Origin of the sequence: Streptomyces sp. CA-249302 (assembly GCF_050936785.1) — a bacterium.
Taxonomy (GTDB): domain Bacteria; phylum Actinomycetota; class Actinomycetes; order Streptomycetales; family Streptomycetaceae; genus Streptomyces.
This window is the reverse complement of sequence record NZ_JBNJMG010000001.1, coordinates 4,984,449-5,000,613: the sequence shown is the minus strand read 5'-3', so window position 1 is coordinate 5,000,613 and position 16,165 is coordinate 4,984,449. Positions and strand designations below refer to the sequence as shown.

Here is a 16,165-nt window from a genome sequence, read left to right as displayed (position 1 = left end):
CGTTCCGTGAGGGCTCATGCCCGGTTCCTTCACGCTGTTACACAGGCCGTCCCAATCGCGCCAACTCCTCGTCCGTGAGGCGGTAGACCGTCCACTCGTCCTGGGGGCGGGCGCCGAGGGACTCGTAGAAGGCGATGGACGGGGCGTTCCAGTCGAGGACGGACCACTCCAGGCGCTGGTAGCCGCGTTCCACGCAGATGCGGGCGAGTTCGGCGAGCAGGGCCTTGCCGTGGCCGGCGCCGCGGGCGGTGGGGCGGACGTAGAGGTCCTCCAGGTAGATGCCGTGGACTCCGCGCCAGGTGGAGAAGTTGAGGAACCAGAGGGCGAAACCGACGGCCTCGCCGGTGGTGTCGTCGACGGCGATGTGCGCGAACGCCGCGGGCCGCTCGCCGAAGAGCGCCTCGTGCAGCTGTGCCTCGGTGGCCTTGGCCTCGTGCGGGACCTTCTCGTAGTCGGCGAGTTCGCGGACGAGGGCGTGGATCAGGGGGATGTCGGCGGGGGTCGCGGTGCGGATCATGCCGTCACGCTAGCTGGCCGGGGAGCGCAGCCGGCGGGCGATCTCCAGGACCTCGGGGAGCGGGGTGCGGTGCTCCTCCAGCTGCCACACCGAGTTCTGCAGGACCCGGGCCAGGGTCCAGGCGCGGGCCCGGTGCCGGTCAAGCCCCAGGACGTCCGTCATGGCGTCGAACCGCCAGTGCACCTCGTCCGCGTCGAAGCGGTTCCAGAGGGCCGGGAACAGGTCGAAGCCGGGGTCGCCGGCGAGCGGCTTGGGGTCGATGGCGAGCCAGCGGGCGCGGTCGGCGCCGAGGACGTTGTCGAAGTGCAGGTCCCAGTGGAGGAGACGGTCGCCGGGTTCGCCGGCGACCTCGCGTACGGCCGCCGCACAGTCCGCGAGCAGATGTCGTACGGCGGGTTCGGGCACGCCGGGCAGGACCGCCGCGGTCCGCTCCAGCAGCCGGGCCGTGATGTCGCCGAGCCGACGCAGGCCCGCCGGGGCCTCGGTGGCGGTCAGCCGGGCCAGCAGCCGGGCGATGACCAGCGTCGCCTCGCGGAAGTCCGGCAGGTCCGGCAGACCCGGCAGGCCCGCCAACGGCCGTCCGGCGTCGAGCCGTTCGAGCAGCATGGTGCCGGTGACGCCGTCGGCCTTCAGCAGCCGGACCGCCCCGTCGCCCCGCCAGGCGCCCAGCGCGAGGGGCTCCCCGACGGTCTCCTCGTCGACGTCCTGGAGCTTGAGCACGGCCCGCGTCCCGTCGGCCCGCAGCACGGGCAGCACCAGCGCGCACCGCCCGTACATCGACGCCCCGTCCAGCCGCAGCCCCCACTGCTCCAGGAACCGTTCGCCGCGCCCGGCCAGCGCGGCGACGAAGGCACGCCCCGCCTCTCCTCCGTACCGCTCATGCTGGGCGATCAGCTCGTCCGGGATGTCGATCACCTTCGCGACGATACTTGCGTGCGTGAATCGCCTCATGCGAATTTTCCGGGGCCTCGGCGACAGGGTGTGGGGGTACCTCCGTAGCGCCCCCGGCACCTACGTCTGGCTGGCGATCCTGTTCGTCACCACGGTCGCCCTGCATCACATGTCGCCGGAGTTCGAGGAGCAGTTCCTGCGGCAGCGGTCGACCAATATCCGGGAGCTGTCGGACAACCCGGTGCGGGTGCTGGTGCAGAGCGCGATGTGGATCGACGGCGGCCACTGGCTGCCGTACGCCTTCCTCTACACCGTCTTCCACGCGCAGGCCGAGCGCTGGCTGGGGACGGCGCGGTGGCTGATGGTGTGCGTGGCCGCGCATGTGCTGGCGACGCTGATCAGCGAGGGCGCGCTGCTGCGGGCGATCAAGGACGGGGTGGCGCCGGTGTCGGCGGTCAACACCCTGGACATCGGGGTGAGTTACGCGCTGGCCGGGGTGATCGCCGTACTCGTCTATCGGATCGCTTCGCCGTGGCGGTATCTGTATCTGGCGGTCGTGCTCGTCGTGTACGGCGTTCCGCTCACCTCCACTCCCACGTTCACCGACCTCGGGCACTTCGTCTCGGTGCTGATCGGGCTCGCGTGCTATCCGCTGGTCAGGGGGTGCGGGCAGGCGTGGAACCCATGGACGGCGCTGACCACCGCCGTGGCCCGGGGGCGCGCCGGGGCGGGATGAACCGCCGCTCTCCGCTCCGCGTTGTGTCGTGCGATGTCCCGTCCTGGGAGAGGGAGGCGATGGGCGTATGGCGCACCGACCGTGGCCGGTGTTCGGGCTGGAGGGGCGGAGTGCGGAGGAGGTGCGGGACGCCGTCGATCTCGGGTACCGGCGGTTCGACGCGGGAGAGCGTTACGGCCGTACGACCGAGCAGCTCGCCGAGGCGATCCGGGGCGGCGGACTGGACCGGGACGGCGTCGAGGTCCTGTACCGGTTCGAGGTACGGCCCAACGAGAGCCGCGAGGAGCTGAAGGCCCGGCTCACCGAGGTCGCGGACCGGTTCGACGGGCACCTCGACGCCGCGGTGATCGGCAACCTCGACGCGTCCGAGGAGAAGGTGAAGGAGGCCTGGGAGGTGCTCGGCGAGCTCAAGGAGGACGGGACGGTCGCTCAGGTGGGGGTCGCGGGGGTGGCGCCCCGGCACGCGAACCTCCTGGTGGACCTGAACGAGCAGGAAAGTGTGGGCGTCGTCGACTTCGCGGCCGAACCCGGGCGGGAGCAGCGGGGGTTGGGGGACGGGTGGCGGAAGAACCTCCTCGATGCGCTGGGCGGGGAGGAGGACCTGCGGTACTACGAGGTCGTACGGGCGCTGGGGGAGCTGCTGGGGCGGGCGGCAACACAGACCACGGCGCCGGTACTTGGTCAGCAGGCGGCGCCGGTGCCGGGTCAGCAGGCGGCACAGGTACCTGTTCAACAGGCGCTCGGTCAGCCGCAGTTCGTGCCGGGGCCAGGTCCGTCCGGCGCCGTGCCTCGGAGCGCGCCGGCCGGTGTCCGTGGCATGGCGCTGCGTGACGACGACACGCCTCTGCCGGACGGCGTACGGGAGCTGCTGGTCCCCCTCTACGAGGATCCGGAGTGGATGCGGGCGGAGGTCAGGGCGTTCGCGCTGGGCGGGGCGGTGGACCGGGAGACGGTCAGCCGTTGGCTGATGGAGGAACGGGGGTTCAGCCGGGAGGAGTTGGAGGGCGTCACCGTGCCGGACCGGGTGGGGCTGCGGGGCGAGTTCCGGGACGTGAAGCTGGCCGACGTGCTCGCCGGGCATCTGGGGGCCGACCCGCGGGGCCAGGCGGTGGGCAACGAACTCGGCCACGCCCTGCTCCAGGATGCCGCGACCTGGAAGGAGGTCCGGCCGGCGCTGACGACGGTCGCCGTCGCGCCGGGGGGTATGTCGGTCGCCGACGTGGCAGCGTTGCAGGGCGTCAACACGCTCTCGGTGACCAGGAGTCGGGCGGGCGGCGGGAGCGGGGACGGCACCGCTGTGACGGCGCGTCCCGCGACGCCGCCGTCGACGACTCCCCGGACTCGCTGACCCGGCCCTAGGACGGGTAGGCGTCCATGCCCGGCGGCTCCTTCTCCCGGTGGCTGCCGGACTTGCAGCCCGCGAAGGGGCCCGACGGGTCGCGAAGGGCGGCCATGACGTGGGAGAGGTGGTCGCGCTGCCACACGGAGGGGCCGGTCAGTCCGGCCGCCGGGTTGGTCAGTTCCTGCCAGGCCATCCAGAGTCCGTAGAGCTGGGCCACGGCCTCCTGATGACGCCACCAACTGGTGCACCAGGGCGCGGTGGAGGTGACCTCGCGGCCGTACACGGGCAGCAGCAGATGACGGACCCACAGCGTCAGTCTGTGCAGCGCTTCCTCGTGCTCGGAGCCTTTCATGTAGAGGATGAAGGGGTTCTTCTCCGGCTGCGGCGATTCCGGCTGCGTCAATTCCTTCTGCTGCTCGGTCATTCGGTTCTCCCGGTCCGGCGGAGTGTTCTCGCCCGCACTACGGGAAAGCGGCGCCCGGGGTTCAGGCGTGTTGAACCGTCCCCTTCCCACGGCCCGTTGTGCGGAGCGGAACAGTGCCGATGGGAGAAGGAGACGCACCTATGCCATTCGACGAGGTGAACGACCCGAAGCGGGTCCAGGGCATCTGGTTCGGTGGTCCGATGTCCGACAACGCCAAACAGGGGCTGAGGGAGCTCACGGAGCGTTTTCCGGAGTCGGAGAGGGTTCTGTGGGTCATGCCGCGGACACGGCCGGGGGCAGCGGGTCAGGAAGCGGCCCGGGCTCTGATGGATGAGTACCAGCAGGAGGCGACGGCAAGCGGATTCAAGGTCCGGAACGCTTTCGACGAGGCCGAGTGGCTCACGGAGAATCTGGACTCGAAGAAGTACAACGCGGAGACACTCCGGGACGTCTACCGCATGGAGATGAGCAACCAGGGCTATATCGCGGCCAAGGACCTGACCGCGTTCATGGTCGGCTCCAAGGAGACCAGCCTGACCGTCGACCTGTCGAACCGTCATATGCGGGACACCGAGATGGAGGCGGTGAGGGGGGACGGCAGGTACGACGTCAAGGCCACGGACCCGTTCGGCTACAACGAGGCCGAGCTGAAGATCGTCGACCTGTCGTACGGCGACGACGCCCTTCAACGGCACGTCATGCAGACGGACTTCGAGCGGACGAGCGAGAAGTTCTACGACGCGGGGATAGAGCCGCAGTTGTATCCCCACCTCGATGTCTTCGCCATGTACTCGCGGGAGGGCACGAGGGGCCAGGAGGTGATGACGGCCTCGGCGGAGGCGTATTTCTCCCAGCTCTCCCAGATAGCCATGAACGGGCAGAAGAACGGTTACGTCCAGTTCCAGGACAACAGCGACCCCCAGGGATTCAAACCGGAGTCCATCAAGCTCGAGCGGCCGCTCAACGAGAACTACGGCACGGAGAACGACAACTGGCTGGGCGCCAAGTACAACACCCTGGACCAGGACCGGGACCGGGTCATCGGCCAGATGGCGATCCACTCCCTCACCGACGGCATCTACCAGGTGTACGGACAGCCGGAGTACGAGGCCAGCCCGGACAAGCCGATGCCGGGCCGCGTGGTCGCCCCGGAGACCTGGAACGACATCACCATGCGGGCGTACGACGTCGACGGGGTGAAGGTGCTTCCGCAGATCAGCCTGACCAAGGACGCGCAGAACTCCTGGCGGGGGAGGGACCTGCCCGAGAACCCGCAGAACCTGCACGAGCGGAGTGAGGCCAACGCGCAGGGCGTCCGGGAGTCGAAGCTGCGGGGCGAGAAACTGACCCTTGTCCAGGCCACCCACCTGGGGGTTGACAGGGCGAGGGAGCGGGGCCTCGACACGGCGCTCCAGAACCCGGGCAGGATCCGCTTCGAGATTCGGCAACCCGTGTCGGCCGACCAGTCGCCGGTCACCACGCCGCCCCGTACCGCGTCCCCGGACTTGAACCAACTCACGGCGGACGTGGCCGCCATACCGATCCTGAACGCCCCCAACGTCCTGAACGCGAACGCCGTCACGCCGGTGCCGCCGCGGCCGACGGAAACGGCGCGGAGCAACAGCGCGCCGGTGGCCAACCACCGGAAGTAGCGCGTAAGAGCGTGTCGTTCGAGGCGAGGGGGACGGGCCGTCGGGTCCGTCCCCCGAGGCGTGAAAGGAGCCGTATGGACGCGGAGTTGGCCTTGGAGGCCGTTTCCACGGCGGTCGGCCTGTACTGCCTGGTGCGGGCCCTCGGGGAGGCCGGTCGACGGGCGCCGGACCAGGCCCTCGGCTGGTTCCTGGCGTCGACCCTGGCCTTCGGCATCGCCGCCGCGATCGGGCTGTCACGGTGACGCCGTCGCGGGGGCGGGCATATGGGACCGGGCCGGAAGCGGGTTTCGCTTCCGGCCCGGTTCGTCGGGGCGTGGGGTCAGGCGGGGGAGGCGTCCGGCTGTTCTGTCCGCTTGGTGAACTCCACCGCCGGGCCCGGCAGTCGGGCCGCCGCGCGTTCCGTGATCGCGGCCGTCTCCGCCTTCGCCGCCGCCGAGACGGTGCCCGCGTCCGGTTCCTTGTACCAGGGGCGCAGGCGGATCAGGGCGGGGCGGATGCCGGTGGCGAGGAGGAGGGCCGTGCCCTTGGGGAGGGCGCGGATGCGGTCGGGGGGCAGCACGGCCTCCTGGCGGTAGGAGTACGAGCGTGACGTGCCCTCCTTGCTGCGGGAGACGCTGGGGGTGCGGACGTCGTGCTGGCCCACCAGCGTGGAGACCTTCTGCACGAAGTCCGCGTCGTCCAGGCCGGCGCCGAGCAGCTTCACGGTCGCGGCGCTCCACAGGGCGTCCATGCCGGCCTCGCCCCACACCCGCGCGCCCTGCCGGTAACTCTGCAGCAGGGTCACGACGTTGATGCCGCGGGAGCCGAAGTGCGAGTACAGGTCGGGGAGGTCGGAGATGCGGCAGACGTTGGCCGCCTCGTCGAGGACCGCGGTCATGGGCGGGTCCAGGCGGCCGCCCATCCGTTCGGCGGCCACGACTCCCGCGCGCATCGTCGAGTCGGCGATGCCCGCGATGACGCCGGCCGCCGAGCCGCCGCCGTCCTTGGACAGGAGGTAGAGGGTGTCCTTGCCCAGGACGTGTGCGGCGGGCCGGAACTCGGGGAGGTCCGGGTCCGGGGTCACCCAGGCGAGGATCTCCGGGTCGAGGAGGCAGGAGACGGTCTGCCGGGCGGTCTCGTAGATGCCGTCCCTGGTCTCCACGGCGCCGCGGACCGTGCCCTGCAACTGGTCTGCCATCGCCGGGAGTTGGGCGTCCCGCAGCAGGTCGATCGGGGTGCGGTCGGCGGGGTCCGCGAGCCAGGCCAGCAGGTCGCGGACGCCGGCGCCGCCGAGCGCGGCGGCCAGGAAGAGGGCGGTGAGGGTGTTCTGGGCGGCGGCGATCCAGAAGTCCTTCTGCGAGGAGTCGTCGTTGACCGACGCCACGAAGTGGCCCGCGAGGCGGCGGGCGCCCTCGATGGTCGTGCACTCGCCGAGCATGTTCCACCACATGCCGCGCGGGGTGTGCGCGATGCCCTGCGGATCGAAGGTCCACACGGTGCCGGCCTGCGCGCGGGCGGCGCGGGTGACGGCGTACACGTCGGACTTGTTCGACGTCAGCAGGACCGGGCCCTGCGCGCGCAGCACCCGTGGGACGGCGATGCCGGTGGACTTGCCGGCCCGCGGGGCCATCAGATCGAGCTCCACGTCCTCGTAGGAGGACCGGAGTTCGGGGCCGGCGGGATCGAGGTCGCCGAGCAGGTTGCCGGTCTCGTCCGGGTGCAGGTCCCGGCGGCCCTTGAGGCTCGGGCGCAGATCACGGGCGCGGTCCGCGATGCCCTGCGGGCACATGCTCGCGAGCTCCCGGCGCCCGGCGAGGCCGGAGGGCCGGGCGAGACGCTTCACCAGGAGTCGTACGGCGATGACGACGGGGACCGCGACGAGGGCGGGCAGCCCGGCCAGCCCCGCGTAGACGGCGGTGGCCGGCGCGTGCGGCCACAGGACCGCGGGACCGTCGGCGACCAGTGCGGTCAGGGTGGACATCGCGAACGGCGGCGCGTCCCACCCGTGACCGCTGAGCCCGGCCCCCAGCGTGCCGCCGCACCACAGCAACGCGAACAGCAGCACCCCCAGGGCGGCCACGGCGGCGATCGCCCAGGACGCCAGCTCCTGGCTGCCGACGGCGGAGGGACGACCGGCACTCATGCGGGCCTCCGGATGCGGTTCAGCAGCATGGTCGGCGCGTCTTCCAGGGGAGCGTCTTCGAGGGGCGCGGCGACAGGGGACGACTGGAGCGAGGCCGGCCGAGGCGCGGTTTCGGCGGAGGCGTGCGGAGCCGCCTCGGTGGCGGTCGGCAAGGACCCGGCACCGGCGCCCGGTCGCGGGCCGGTGCCGTGCATGGCGGCCGGCGGGAGCGCCTCGACCGGGGGCGCCCAGGACTCGGCGGCGGGCGGTGTGGCCCGTGCGTCCGCCCTCGGCCCGAGCGCCCCCAGGTCCAGCACCTTCGCCGACGTCACCCCGTTCGGGGTCCAGCGGGTGTTCGTGTCGTGGAGGCGGCGTTCCACGTCGGTGATGGCCACGCGGATGGGGATGCCGGGGCGGCCGCCGACCTTGATGAGGAAGCGGCCCCGGCCGGGGGGCTCCTCGTGGTCGCCGCCGGCGCCCCAGCCGGGTGGGGAGGACCAGGAGGAGACCAGCTCGATCTCGCGCTGGGAGAGGCCGACGACCTTGCCGAGGTCCTCCATCTCGGCCCGGGGCAGGCCCGCGCAGACCACCATGCCGGCCCGTTCGACGAACCCGCGTGCCTTGGCCCGGTCGGAGTCGGTGCCCAGGGCTTCCGCGTCCTTCAGGGTGTGCGTGATCTTCGCGTCGCCCAGGCCGAGCGAGCGGTTGAGGCGGGTCAGCGCGTCGATGCGGTCGACGATGCCGGAGGCGGCCCGCAGCGGGCGCCACAGCTCGTCGAGGACCGTGAAGAACCAGCGGCGGGGCGCCAGGCCCGCGTCCGCGAGCGCGTGCGACGCGGCGACCGTGCCGAGCCCGTCCGACCAGGCCGCCAGCATCGCCGCGGCCGTGAGCTGGGTGTCCGCCTCGCCGATGCCGGAGATGTCGATGCACACGGCGGGCGAGTCGGGGTCGATCCTGGTGGACGTCTCCGAGGCGAAGGTGTCGCCCAACGGCCCGTCCAGGATGCCCAGCAAGGAGCGGTGCAGCGGGTCGACGGCGTCCCGGTAGCGGGTGTCGTCGCCCCGGTCCAGGGTCACCGCACGCACCCGGTCCGGTCCCTCGGCCAGCACCCGGAGCAGGTCCGGGAGCAGCACCGAGCGTCCGGCCGGGGTGCGTTCGCGCAGGTGGTGCAGGACCGCCGAGAGCACCGACTGCTCATGGTCGTCCATCGGGCGGCCCCGCACGATGGTGATCAGCGCGGCCACCATGTTCAGTACCCGCCCGTGCGTCTCGGCCTTGAGGACCTCGCCCGCCTCCCCGCCGATCCGCGCCGCCGCCGCGCCCATCGCGCCCGGGTCGAGGACGTTGATGCCGCCCCGCCCGCGCCCGATGGAGATCACCTGGCCGCCCAACGCCCGTACGGTGTCGGCGTAGTCGGGCTTGAGGTCGCCGAGGACGAGCGGTACGACACCGGTCGCGGCGAGCCCGATCAGCATCCGGTTCACCAGGGTGGACTTGCCGAGGCCCGGCATGCCGAGCATGAAGAGGGACGGGTTGGAGATGTAGCGGGCCCGGGTGAACCAGTTCAGCGGGTCGCCGCAGACCGTGGCTCCCGTGAACAGGTGCTGCCCGAGCGGCACTCCGGTCATCGGAGACCCCGACCCCGCGGCGAACGGCCACATGCCGCACGCCTGCACGGTGGTGGCCCGCCACATGGTCGGCGGATCCATATGGCCGACCCGCCCGCCACCGGGGCCTGGCCAGCCCCGCGAAGGGACGTACAACTGCTTCGGAGCGGCCTTCGTCTGCTTGGTGTCGCGCCTGCTCACAGTGCCTCCTGCAACTGCTGCGGAACCAGGGTCTGCTCCCAGGGCAGGAGCCCCGCCGGGAGCGTGCAGGTGAAGGCCGCCGCCTGCATACGGTCGGCGGCGCGCAGCTGCACCCGCGCGGCGGCCGAGAGATTGCGCACCGTCACGCTCGCGTCGGCGAGCTCGTCCTCCGAGTCGACGGTGACCGTCAGCATCAGCGAGAACTCGACGAGCCCGGCGCCCGCGGCCTCCTCGGCCGCCGCCTGCTCGGCCGCCCGCACCTCCGAGGCCGCGCGGGCCTGCACCATGCCCTTGCCGGAGGTCGCCATGAACTGGGCGCTGCGCCGGTCCGACTCCACGATCCGGGCCGAGGTGGCCGGGTCGATGGGCCGGTAGACCAGCGCCACCCGCTTGCGCCGGGTGCCGGGCGCCGCCTCCAGCATCCCGCGCAGCACCGAGGACCGTACGGTGCCGCGGGGCGCGAGGGTCAGCAGCCAGGTGCGGGAGACGCCCGAGTCGTGCCGGTAGCTGCCGACGGTCTCGACGGCGGCGGCGGGCCCGGCGTCCTCCCACTCCAGTCCCGTACCGCCTTGCTGCGCACGGGCGTTGAGGACGTCCGGGGCGACCGCGGGGTCGTACGCGACCCGTACGACCTCGGCGATGCGCTCCGCCGACAGCGGGTAGGCGGCACCGCCGCCCGCGCCGACCAGTCCGCCGAGCAGGCCGGGGATGCGGATCGCCAGATCGGTGACCACGTCCTCCGGGCGGCGTTTCTGGCCCGGAGGGGTGCCGTAGGTGAGGGTGACATAGGTGTGCATCTCGGAGGAGGCGCTCGGGTAGCGCTGGACGACCTCCTCCATCACCGCGCGGGCGGCGGGCGGGGCGTCGGGGTGGATGCGGGGCAGCACCTCGTTGGCGAGGCGGGTGCCCGGGTCGGGGGCGGTCTCGACGACGACGCTCGCGCCGCGCAGCCCGGGTTCGTGGGAGAGCCGGGCCAGCCAGTCGCCCCACAGGGCCACCCAGACGTCGACCTGGTCGGGGTCGACCAGGGAGCCGCCGTCGGGGTCGCAGCCGAGGACGATCGTGTACTGGCCGCGGGCCGGGTGGTGCAGGATGCCGAAGGGGCGGTCGTACGCGTCCCGGCCCTCGCTCATCGTCACCTTGTTCAGCAGGCCCGGCGGGCGGAACCGGCCGCCCGGGCGGCGGGACAGCGGCCCGGACGTGTAGAGGTGCGCGCCCTTGCGCTTGCGGCGGCGCCAGCCGATCCGCAGGGTGAGCAGCTGGTAGACGTTGCGGCCGTCCTGGGTCCGCACGGCGAGCGGCATCAGGAACAGCAGCAGCGGTACGAACACGACGACGGCGGCGATCAGCGAGATCAGCGACGCCAGCAGGACCAGGATCAGCCCGCCGAAGACACCGAAGGTGCCGACGAGCCCGAGCGGGCCGAGGCCCGGCCTGCGCGGGCGGCGCCAGTTGCCGTAGGTGGGCTGGGGGACGGCTTCCGTGGACATGGGAGGTCAACCTCCTTGCGTGGATGGGTGGTTGGGTGACTTCGGGTCAGGTGTTGTGGCCCCGGTCGCCGTCCGCGCCCTCGATGGCACCGGAGGCGACCTTGCCGACGAACTGGGCGGCGGCGACCGCGGCCGCCGCGGGCCCGGCGGCCGCCGCCGCCCCGGCACCGGCCGCGCCGGCGCCACCGGCGGATCCCGCGCCACCGGCCGCTCCGCCGGATCCCGTGGACCCCGCGGCTCCGGACGAGCCGGCGGCTCCGCCGGAACCGGCGGTCCCCGAGGGGCCCTCGGCCCCGCTGCCGCCGCCCGTGCCCGCGGCACCCGAGGGACCGGACTGCCCGGCCGGGCCACCGCCGCCGCCGACCGAACGGGCGCCGGAGGCCAGCGATCCCGCGGTGGACATCGCGGTGGCCATGGGGTTGCCCGTGCCGAGCGCCGCCGTGGCGGGTACGACGAGCTTCAGCAGCGCGGGCAGTGCGATCGCGGAGAGCAGCATCACGCCGATGCCGGCGATCCGCTGGTTGATGTCGTTGTTCTTGTCGCCCGCGTTGAAGATCGCCGTACCCGCGAACAGCACGAGTCCGGCGGCCGGTTTGTACAGCAGCCAGGCGGTCATCCAGCCGATGTGCTTGCGCCACCAGCCGCCGCCCCAGTCGGTCATGGACGCGGAGGCGGCCAGTGGCAGCGTGCCCAGCAGGATGACCATCACGCCGAGCCGGATGAAGAGCAGGATCGTCTGCACGATCCCCGCGATCAGCAGCAGGAACGCGAGGACCAGCAGCAGGGTGGACTCGATGTCGCTCTGGCAGCCGAAGTTGTTCAGCTGGTTCTGCGCGCCTCTGGCGAACAGGTCGTCGGCGTACCGGTCGGAGAGCCGGGCGGCCGTGGTGACGACGGTGGTGGCGGCGCCCGCGACGAGGATCATCCGGATGACGCCCTTGAGCGCCGTACGGCCCGCGTCGCCCCGGCGTTCCAGGGCCATGCGCGCGGCGGCGAACAGCAGGGAGCCGACCGCGAGATAGACCACCACCCCCTGCGTCTGGTCGTCGACCGCGCGTGCCGTGTCCGCCGAGGCCAGGGTCGGAATGTTGGTGGTCAGGCTGCCGAACACCGAGATGGCACCGGACAGCACGGCGTTCGCGATACCCCTGACGATCGTCCCGATGGGATCCCCGAGGAAGTCGAAGAACCCCTTGATGCCGTCCTCGATCGGGTTGCCGGTGGAGCAGGTGAAGGCCATGTCACACCCCTGTCCACAGGACGAAGCCGCCGGGTCCGGACACCGACTGCACGGGCGTGTGCAGGGAGCCGTCGTCGCCGGGCACGAGCTTCCAGTCGCCGTCGCTCCAGCGCAGCCGGACGGCGGTGGAGGAGTAGCCGCTCGCGGACTTGATGAGCAGCGCCACCGTCGCCGTCGGGTTCTGGTACGACGTCACGGAGAACCCGGCGTACGAGGCCGTGGAGCCGCCCGCGTCCGGGGTGGCGTCGGGCACCACGGAGCGCTGGGACTCGAACAGGTCGCGTCCCCGGCCGGCCACCACCTGCATCCGGGTGACGGACCGCCAGGCGGGGCCGCTCATCTGCGAGGGGATGACGTGTGCGGCGAGCGCGGCGCCGGTGGGGGAGTGCGCGAAGCACCACCACACCGGGCCGGTCGTCATGGTGGGGCCCGCCGAGGCGGACACCGGGACCCGGGTGCCGGACAGGTCACGCCAACGGACGTCCGAGGGTGCGTTCGTGGGCGCCGTGTCGCCGCCGCCGTCGTCGGCGGAACAGCCCTCGGGGCGGCCGCCGCGCAGGGTCGGCAGCGCGACCACCTGCCCGGTGCTCTCCTTGCCGGTGGCCCCGGCGGGCCGGTCGCCGTCCCCGGTCAGCGCCGCGAACACGGCGAGGAACAGGATGACGGCGAGGAAGCCCGCCGACAGCTGCCAGCCGCGCTGGCGCCAGAATGGCTGTCGCATGTCGTTCGTCTCCCGCCGGCTCACTGGAAGACGAACTGGATCAGCGGGCCGGCCGTGGCGACCAGGACGCAGCCGCCGAGCACCATGCCGAGCCGGCTCATGTGCTCCGAACTCTCCCCGCGCTTGAGGGAGATGGCCATCATCGTGCCGGTGATCAGCACCCCGGCGACTCCGGCGGCGGTGCCCGCCCAGGCGGCGATGCCCAGCACGGTGTTGACCTTGCCGGTGAGTTGGTCCGGCGCGTTGCGGCCGGGTTGGGGGACGTTGCCGTCGGCCAGCAGGACCGAGGCGGAGTGCAGGAGTGAGCTCATGATGCCCTCCGTGAATCGTGACGAACATGGATGAAAGGTCGGGTGGAAGGCATGCCGAACGCACGTCTTCCGAAAGGGAGTCGACCGGGATGCCGGTGCTGACCGGGCGTCAGATGGACAGGCTGCCGAGTGCGGCGACCAGGGGGCCCGCCGAGGCCGCGAGCACGCAGCCGAGCAGGACGAAGAAGACCCCGCGGAAGTGCTCGCCGCCCTCGCCCGGGTCGCCGCGGCGGAGCTGGAGCGCCATCTGGATGCCGACGACGATGAGCCCGGCGACACCGCACGCGGACGCGGCCCAGGCCAGGATGGCGAGGATCTGGTCGCCGTCGGCGCCCGGGTCGAACGCGGCCAGGGTGGTGGGGATCACCGGTCGTCCTCCTCGTGCCCGGGGCGGACGCCCACCAGGTCGGCGAGTTCGACCAGTTCCTTCGGCAGGGTGCCGAGGCGGCCGCCCACCCGCCACGCCGGGATCCACGGCACCCGCCTGACCGGCGCGACGGACCCGATGATCCGGACCCGACGGGCGAGGCTGAACGGCAGCCGGCCGGGCGCGTCGGCGACCAGGACGAGGGACAGCAGCTCCAGCCCCTCGGGTGCGCGCCCTTCGCGCAGGGCGTTCAGGGACTGGGCCACCGACTGGAGGCCCTCGGCGTTGGTACGGCCGACGATCAGGATGCGGCGGGGTTCGCCACGGGCCGGCTCGGGCCAGCGGCCGCCCACGTCGACGCCCCCGAACAGGCCCGCCAGCGCACTGGCACCGGCCCCGCCGTGCGCCCTGACCCAGCCGACGCCGGTCTGCGAGCGGCGGCCCGGCCGGGGCGGTTCGGACTCCGGCGGCGCGCTCCAGGCGGCGGCGGGGTCGGGGGTCACCGGGCGGGGAGTGACGAGGTCGGGTGCGGGCGCCTGGACCGGCTGTTGGGTCGGGTGCGGGCCGGGATGCCGGACCGGGTGCCGGATCGGCACCGGTACGGATGTGGTGGGGGTGCCGGTGGTGCCGTAACCGGTCGGGCCGCGTACCCAGGCCTGTGGGCCCGGGTGCGTCGGTATCGACGCCTCTGTGCTGCCTGTCATGTCTGGCCTGCCCCTCTCTTCACCGGTCTTCCGCGGTGCTCGGTGTTTCTGATGTTTTGAACCGTCTTGCTCCGGGGCCCGTTCTGGTCTCACGAGTCCGTTGGCCCCCACAACGCACCGATCGCCCGGGGCGGTTCAAAGGAAACGGACGGTTCGTTCCGCAGCGGTCGGCCGGAAGGAAGAAGGCACGCGAACATGAGTCCGAGTACGGGTGGGGAGAACGAGAGCGGCGGCGACGGCGGGGACCAGGAGGCCTCCAAGGCCGTCCGCAACGCCGCCGTGGTCACCGGGTTCGGCTGTCTGCTGTCGCCGGTGGCCCTGCTCGGCGCGGTCACCGTCGTCATCGTGATCGGCGGGTTCGGCGTTGTCCTGGCCCCGCTGATCGCCCTGGTCATGGCGTTCGGCGGGGGCGGCGGTACGGCGGGGCCCGACGACGCGGACGACGTGATCGCCGTGTTCCAGGGGGACGGCAAGGGGGCGCTCGATCCCGCCACCGTCCCGGCCGACCTCGTCGACCCCATCGAGCAGGCGGGGTCGGTGTGCGACGCGATCGGGCCGACGGTGATCGCCGCGCAGATCGAGCGGGAGTCGAACTTCAACGCGAACCTGGTCGGGCCGGACGGCTCTCAGGGCATCTCGCAGCTGCCGCCGGCGGTGTTCCAGCAGTTCGGCGAGGACGAGGACGACAACGACAAGGTGTCCGCCTTCGACGCGGCCGACTCGATCGTGGCGCAGGGCCGGTTCCTGTGCGACCTCGCCGGACAGGCGCAGCAGCTCCTCGACAGCGGGGCGGCACAGGGGTCCGTACTTGACCTCGCGCTCGTCGGCTACGACCAGGGGCTGGACGTCGTCCGGGCGGCCAAGGGGGTGCCGCGGACCGACCGGGCGCAGGGTTACGTCCTCGGCGTACGGGCGCTGCTGGCCAAGTACCAGGGCATCGCGACCCCTCCACCGTCGGCGACACCGGCCCAGCAACCGACGCCGACCACCGCGGCACCGGATCCCGACGAACAGTGAAACGAAGCGAGCGAGGAGCACAAGCCATGGAGACGACACACGGGGGCGGGCATCCGGCCGACGGCTGGAGGCAGGGCCGCGACGACGGCCGAGAGCACGGGGTCGGTGACGGCCGGGAGTACGGGGTCGGTGACGGCCGGGAGTACGGGGGTGGTGACGGTCGGGGGTATGGACGTGGTGACGGCCTGGAGCACGGGGATGGTGACGGCCGGGAGCATGGAGGCGGTCACGGCCCGGAGCATGGAGGCGGTTACGGCCGGGGGCGCGGGGTCGGTGACGGCCGGGGGCGCGGGGATGGTGACGGTCGGGAGTACGGAGGCGGTCACGGCCCGGAGCATGGAGGCGGTTATGGCCGGGGGCGCGGGGACGGTCACGGCCGGGGGCGCGGGGATGGTTACGGCCCGGGGCATGGAGGTGGTCGCGGGCGGGACGGCGAGGCTGGTCGTGAGGGCGGGCGGCACATCGACGTGTTCCTCTCCGACGACGGGTCCGCGCTCGTCGACGGGGAGCCGTTGTTCCCCGAGGCCGGGCGGTCCGTGCACGAGGCGGTGCTCGATCTGCTGCACCGGCACGCACAGGAGCGGGGGCGGGCGGCCGACGCCTGGGTGTACGACCGCCCCGGCGCGACCCGCTTCCTCCTCGAGGTGGCCCCGGACGGCTCCAGCCGGATCCTCGCGACGGAGGAAACGGCAGCCACTCACCCACCCCGGCCCCCGGCCCCCACACCCGAACCGCCCCACCCCGCAGAGGTGACGGCCATCGCCCCGATCCCCTTGGCCAACCGCCCACAACCCCCGACCCCGGCCCCCACTCCGACCTCGGCTCCGGCCCCGGAGTCGCCCCT

16 protein-coding genes are annotated in these 16,165 nt (G+C 72.6%); 5 read left to right on the top strand and 11 right to left on the bottom strand.

The genetic code is table 11. The features are described from left to right. Nucleotides 1-37 precede the first annotated feature (37 nt). Both ACQEWB_RS22305 and ACQEWB_RS22300 read right to left on the bottom strand, forming a co-directional pair. Nucleotides 38-517, bottom strand: coding sequence for an N-acetyltransferase family protein (locus ACQEWB_RS22305; protein WP_432833693.1), 480 nt, complete (start codon nucleotides 515-517; stop codon nucleotides 38-40). A gap of 9 nt (nucleotides 518-526) precedes the next feature. Beyond that, entirely contained in the window at nucleotides 527-1,468 is a 942-nt protein-coding gene (locus ACQEWB_RS22300) for an aminoglycoside phosphotransferase family protein (RefSeq protein WP_432833691.1), read from the bottom strand. On the opposite strand from ACQEWB_RS22300, the gene ACQEWB_RS22295 reads away from it, so the two are divergent. Together ACQEWB_RS22295 and ACQEWB_RS22290 are read left to right on the top strand one after the other, a co-directional pair. After that, complete coding sequence (locus ACQEWB_RS22295) at nucleotides 1,467-2,144, top strand: rhomboid-like protein (protein WP_432833689.1); 678 nt, start codon at nucleotides 1,467-1,469, stop codon at nucleotides 2,142-2,144. The two genes, ACQEWB_RS22300 and ACQEWB_RS22295, sit on opposite strands and share 2 nt — an antisense overlap. Nucleotides 2,145-2,211: 67 nt before the next feature. After that, the gene (locus ACQEWB_RS22290) at nucleotides 2,212-3,492 is read left to right on the top strand and encodes an aldo/keto reductase (protein WP_432833687.1); all 1,281 of its coding nucleotides are present in this window, start codon (nucleotides 2,212-2,214) and stop codon (nucleotides 3,490-3,492) included. A gap of 7 nt (nucleotides 3,493-3,499) precedes the next feature. Here ACQEWB_RS22290 and ACQEWB_RS22285 read toward each other — a convergent pair whose 3' ends face one another. Then, nucleotides 3,500-3,910, bottom strand: coding sequence for a DUF4913 domain-containing protein (locus ACQEWB_RS22285; RefSeq protein ID WP_432833685.1), 411 nt, complete (start codon nucleotides 3,908-3,910; stop codon nucleotides 3,500-3,502). A 140-nt stretch (nucleotides 3,911-4,050) separates the two neighbouring features. Between ACQEWB_RS22285 and ACQEWB_RS22280 the strand changes: the two genes are divergently transcribed. Next, entirely contained in the window at nucleotides 4,051-5,562 is a 1,512-nt protein-coding gene (locus ACQEWB_RS22280; protein WP_432833683.1) for a hypothetical protein, read from the top strand. 74 nt (nucleotides 5,563-5,636) lie between these two features. Beyond that, a complete protein-coding gene (locus ACQEWB_RS22275) occupies nucleotides 5,637-5,804 on the top strand; it encodes a hypothetical protein (RefSeq protein ID WP_432833681.1) in 168 nt (55 codons plus the stop codon). Between the two features lie 77 nt (nucleotides 5,805-5,881). Here ACQEWB_RS22275 and ACQEWB_RS22270 read toward each other — a convergent pair whose 3' ends face one another. From ACQEWB_RS22270 to ACQEWB_RS22235, 8 genes are all read right to left on the bottom strand, one after another. Further along, the gene (locus ACQEWB_RS22270) at nucleotides 5,882-7,684 is read right to left on the bottom strand and encodes a type IV secretory system conjugative DNA transfer family protein (protein WP_432833679.1); all 1,803 of its coding nucleotides are present in this window, start codon (nucleotides 7,682-7,684) and stop codon (nucleotides 5,882-5,884) included. Then, on the bottom strand, nucleotides 7,681-9,372 hold the full coding sequence (locus ACQEWB_RS22265; protein WP_432843943.1) for an ATP/GTP-binding protein: 1,692 nt from the start codon (nucleotides 9,370-9,372) through the stop codon (nucleotides 7,681-7,683). Before ACQEWB_RS22265 ends, ACQEWB_RS22270 begins: the two co-directional genes overlap by 4 nt. 95 nt (nucleotides 9,373-9,467) lie before the next feature. Further along, complete coding sequence (locus ACQEWB_RS22260; RefSeq protein WP_432833677.1) at nucleotides 9,468-10,961, bottom strand: SCO6880 family protein; 1,494 nt, start codon at nucleotides 10,959-10,961, stop codon at nucleotides 9,468-9,470. A 46-nt stretch (nucleotides 10,962-11,007) separates the two neighbouring features. After that, entirely contained in the window at nucleotides 11,008-12,201 is a 1,194-nt protein-coding gene (locus ACQEWB_RS22255; RefSeq protein ID WP_432833675.1) for a hypothetical protein, read from the bottom strand. 1 nt (nucleotide 12,202) lies between these two features. Then, entirely contained in the window at nucleotides 12,203-12,922 is a 720-nt protein-coding gene (locus ACQEWB_RS22250) for a hypothetical protein (protein ID WP_432833673.1), read from the bottom strand. 20 nt (nucleotides 12,923-12,942) lie between these two features. After that, on the bottom strand, nucleotides 12,943-13,233 hold the full coding sequence (locus ACQEWB_RS22245; RefSeq protein WP_432833671.1) for a hypothetical protein: 291 nt from the start codon (nucleotides 13,231-13,233) through the stop codon (nucleotides 12,943-12,945). A 109-nt stretch (nucleotides 13,234-13,342) separates the two neighbouring features. After that, nucleotides 13,343-13,600 (bottom strand): hypothetical protein, encoded by a 258-nt coding sequence (locus ACQEWB_RS22240; protein WP_432833669.1) that lies wholly within the window; start codon nucleotides 13,598-13,600, stop codon nucleotides 13,343-13,345. Next, nucleotides 13,597-14,304, bottom strand: coding sequence for a DUF6668 family protein (locus ACQEWB_RS22235; RefSeq protein ID WP_432833667.1), 708 nt, complete (start codon nucleotides 14,302-14,304; stop codon nucleotides 13,597-13,599). The genes ACQEWB_RS22240 and ACQEWB_RS22235 overlap by 4 nt, the downstream gene beginning before the upstream one ends. 195 nt (nucleotides 14,305-14,499) lie before the next feature. On the opposite strand from ACQEWB_RS22235, the gene ACQEWB_RS22230 reads away from it, so the two are divergent. Beyond that, entirely contained in the window at nucleotides 14,500-15,321 is an 822-nt protein-coding gene (locus tag ACQEWB_RS22230) for a transglycosylase SLT domain-containing protein (RefSeq protein ID WP_432833665.1), read from the top strand. The last annotated feature ends 844 nt before the right edge of the window (nucleotides 15,322-16,165 follow it).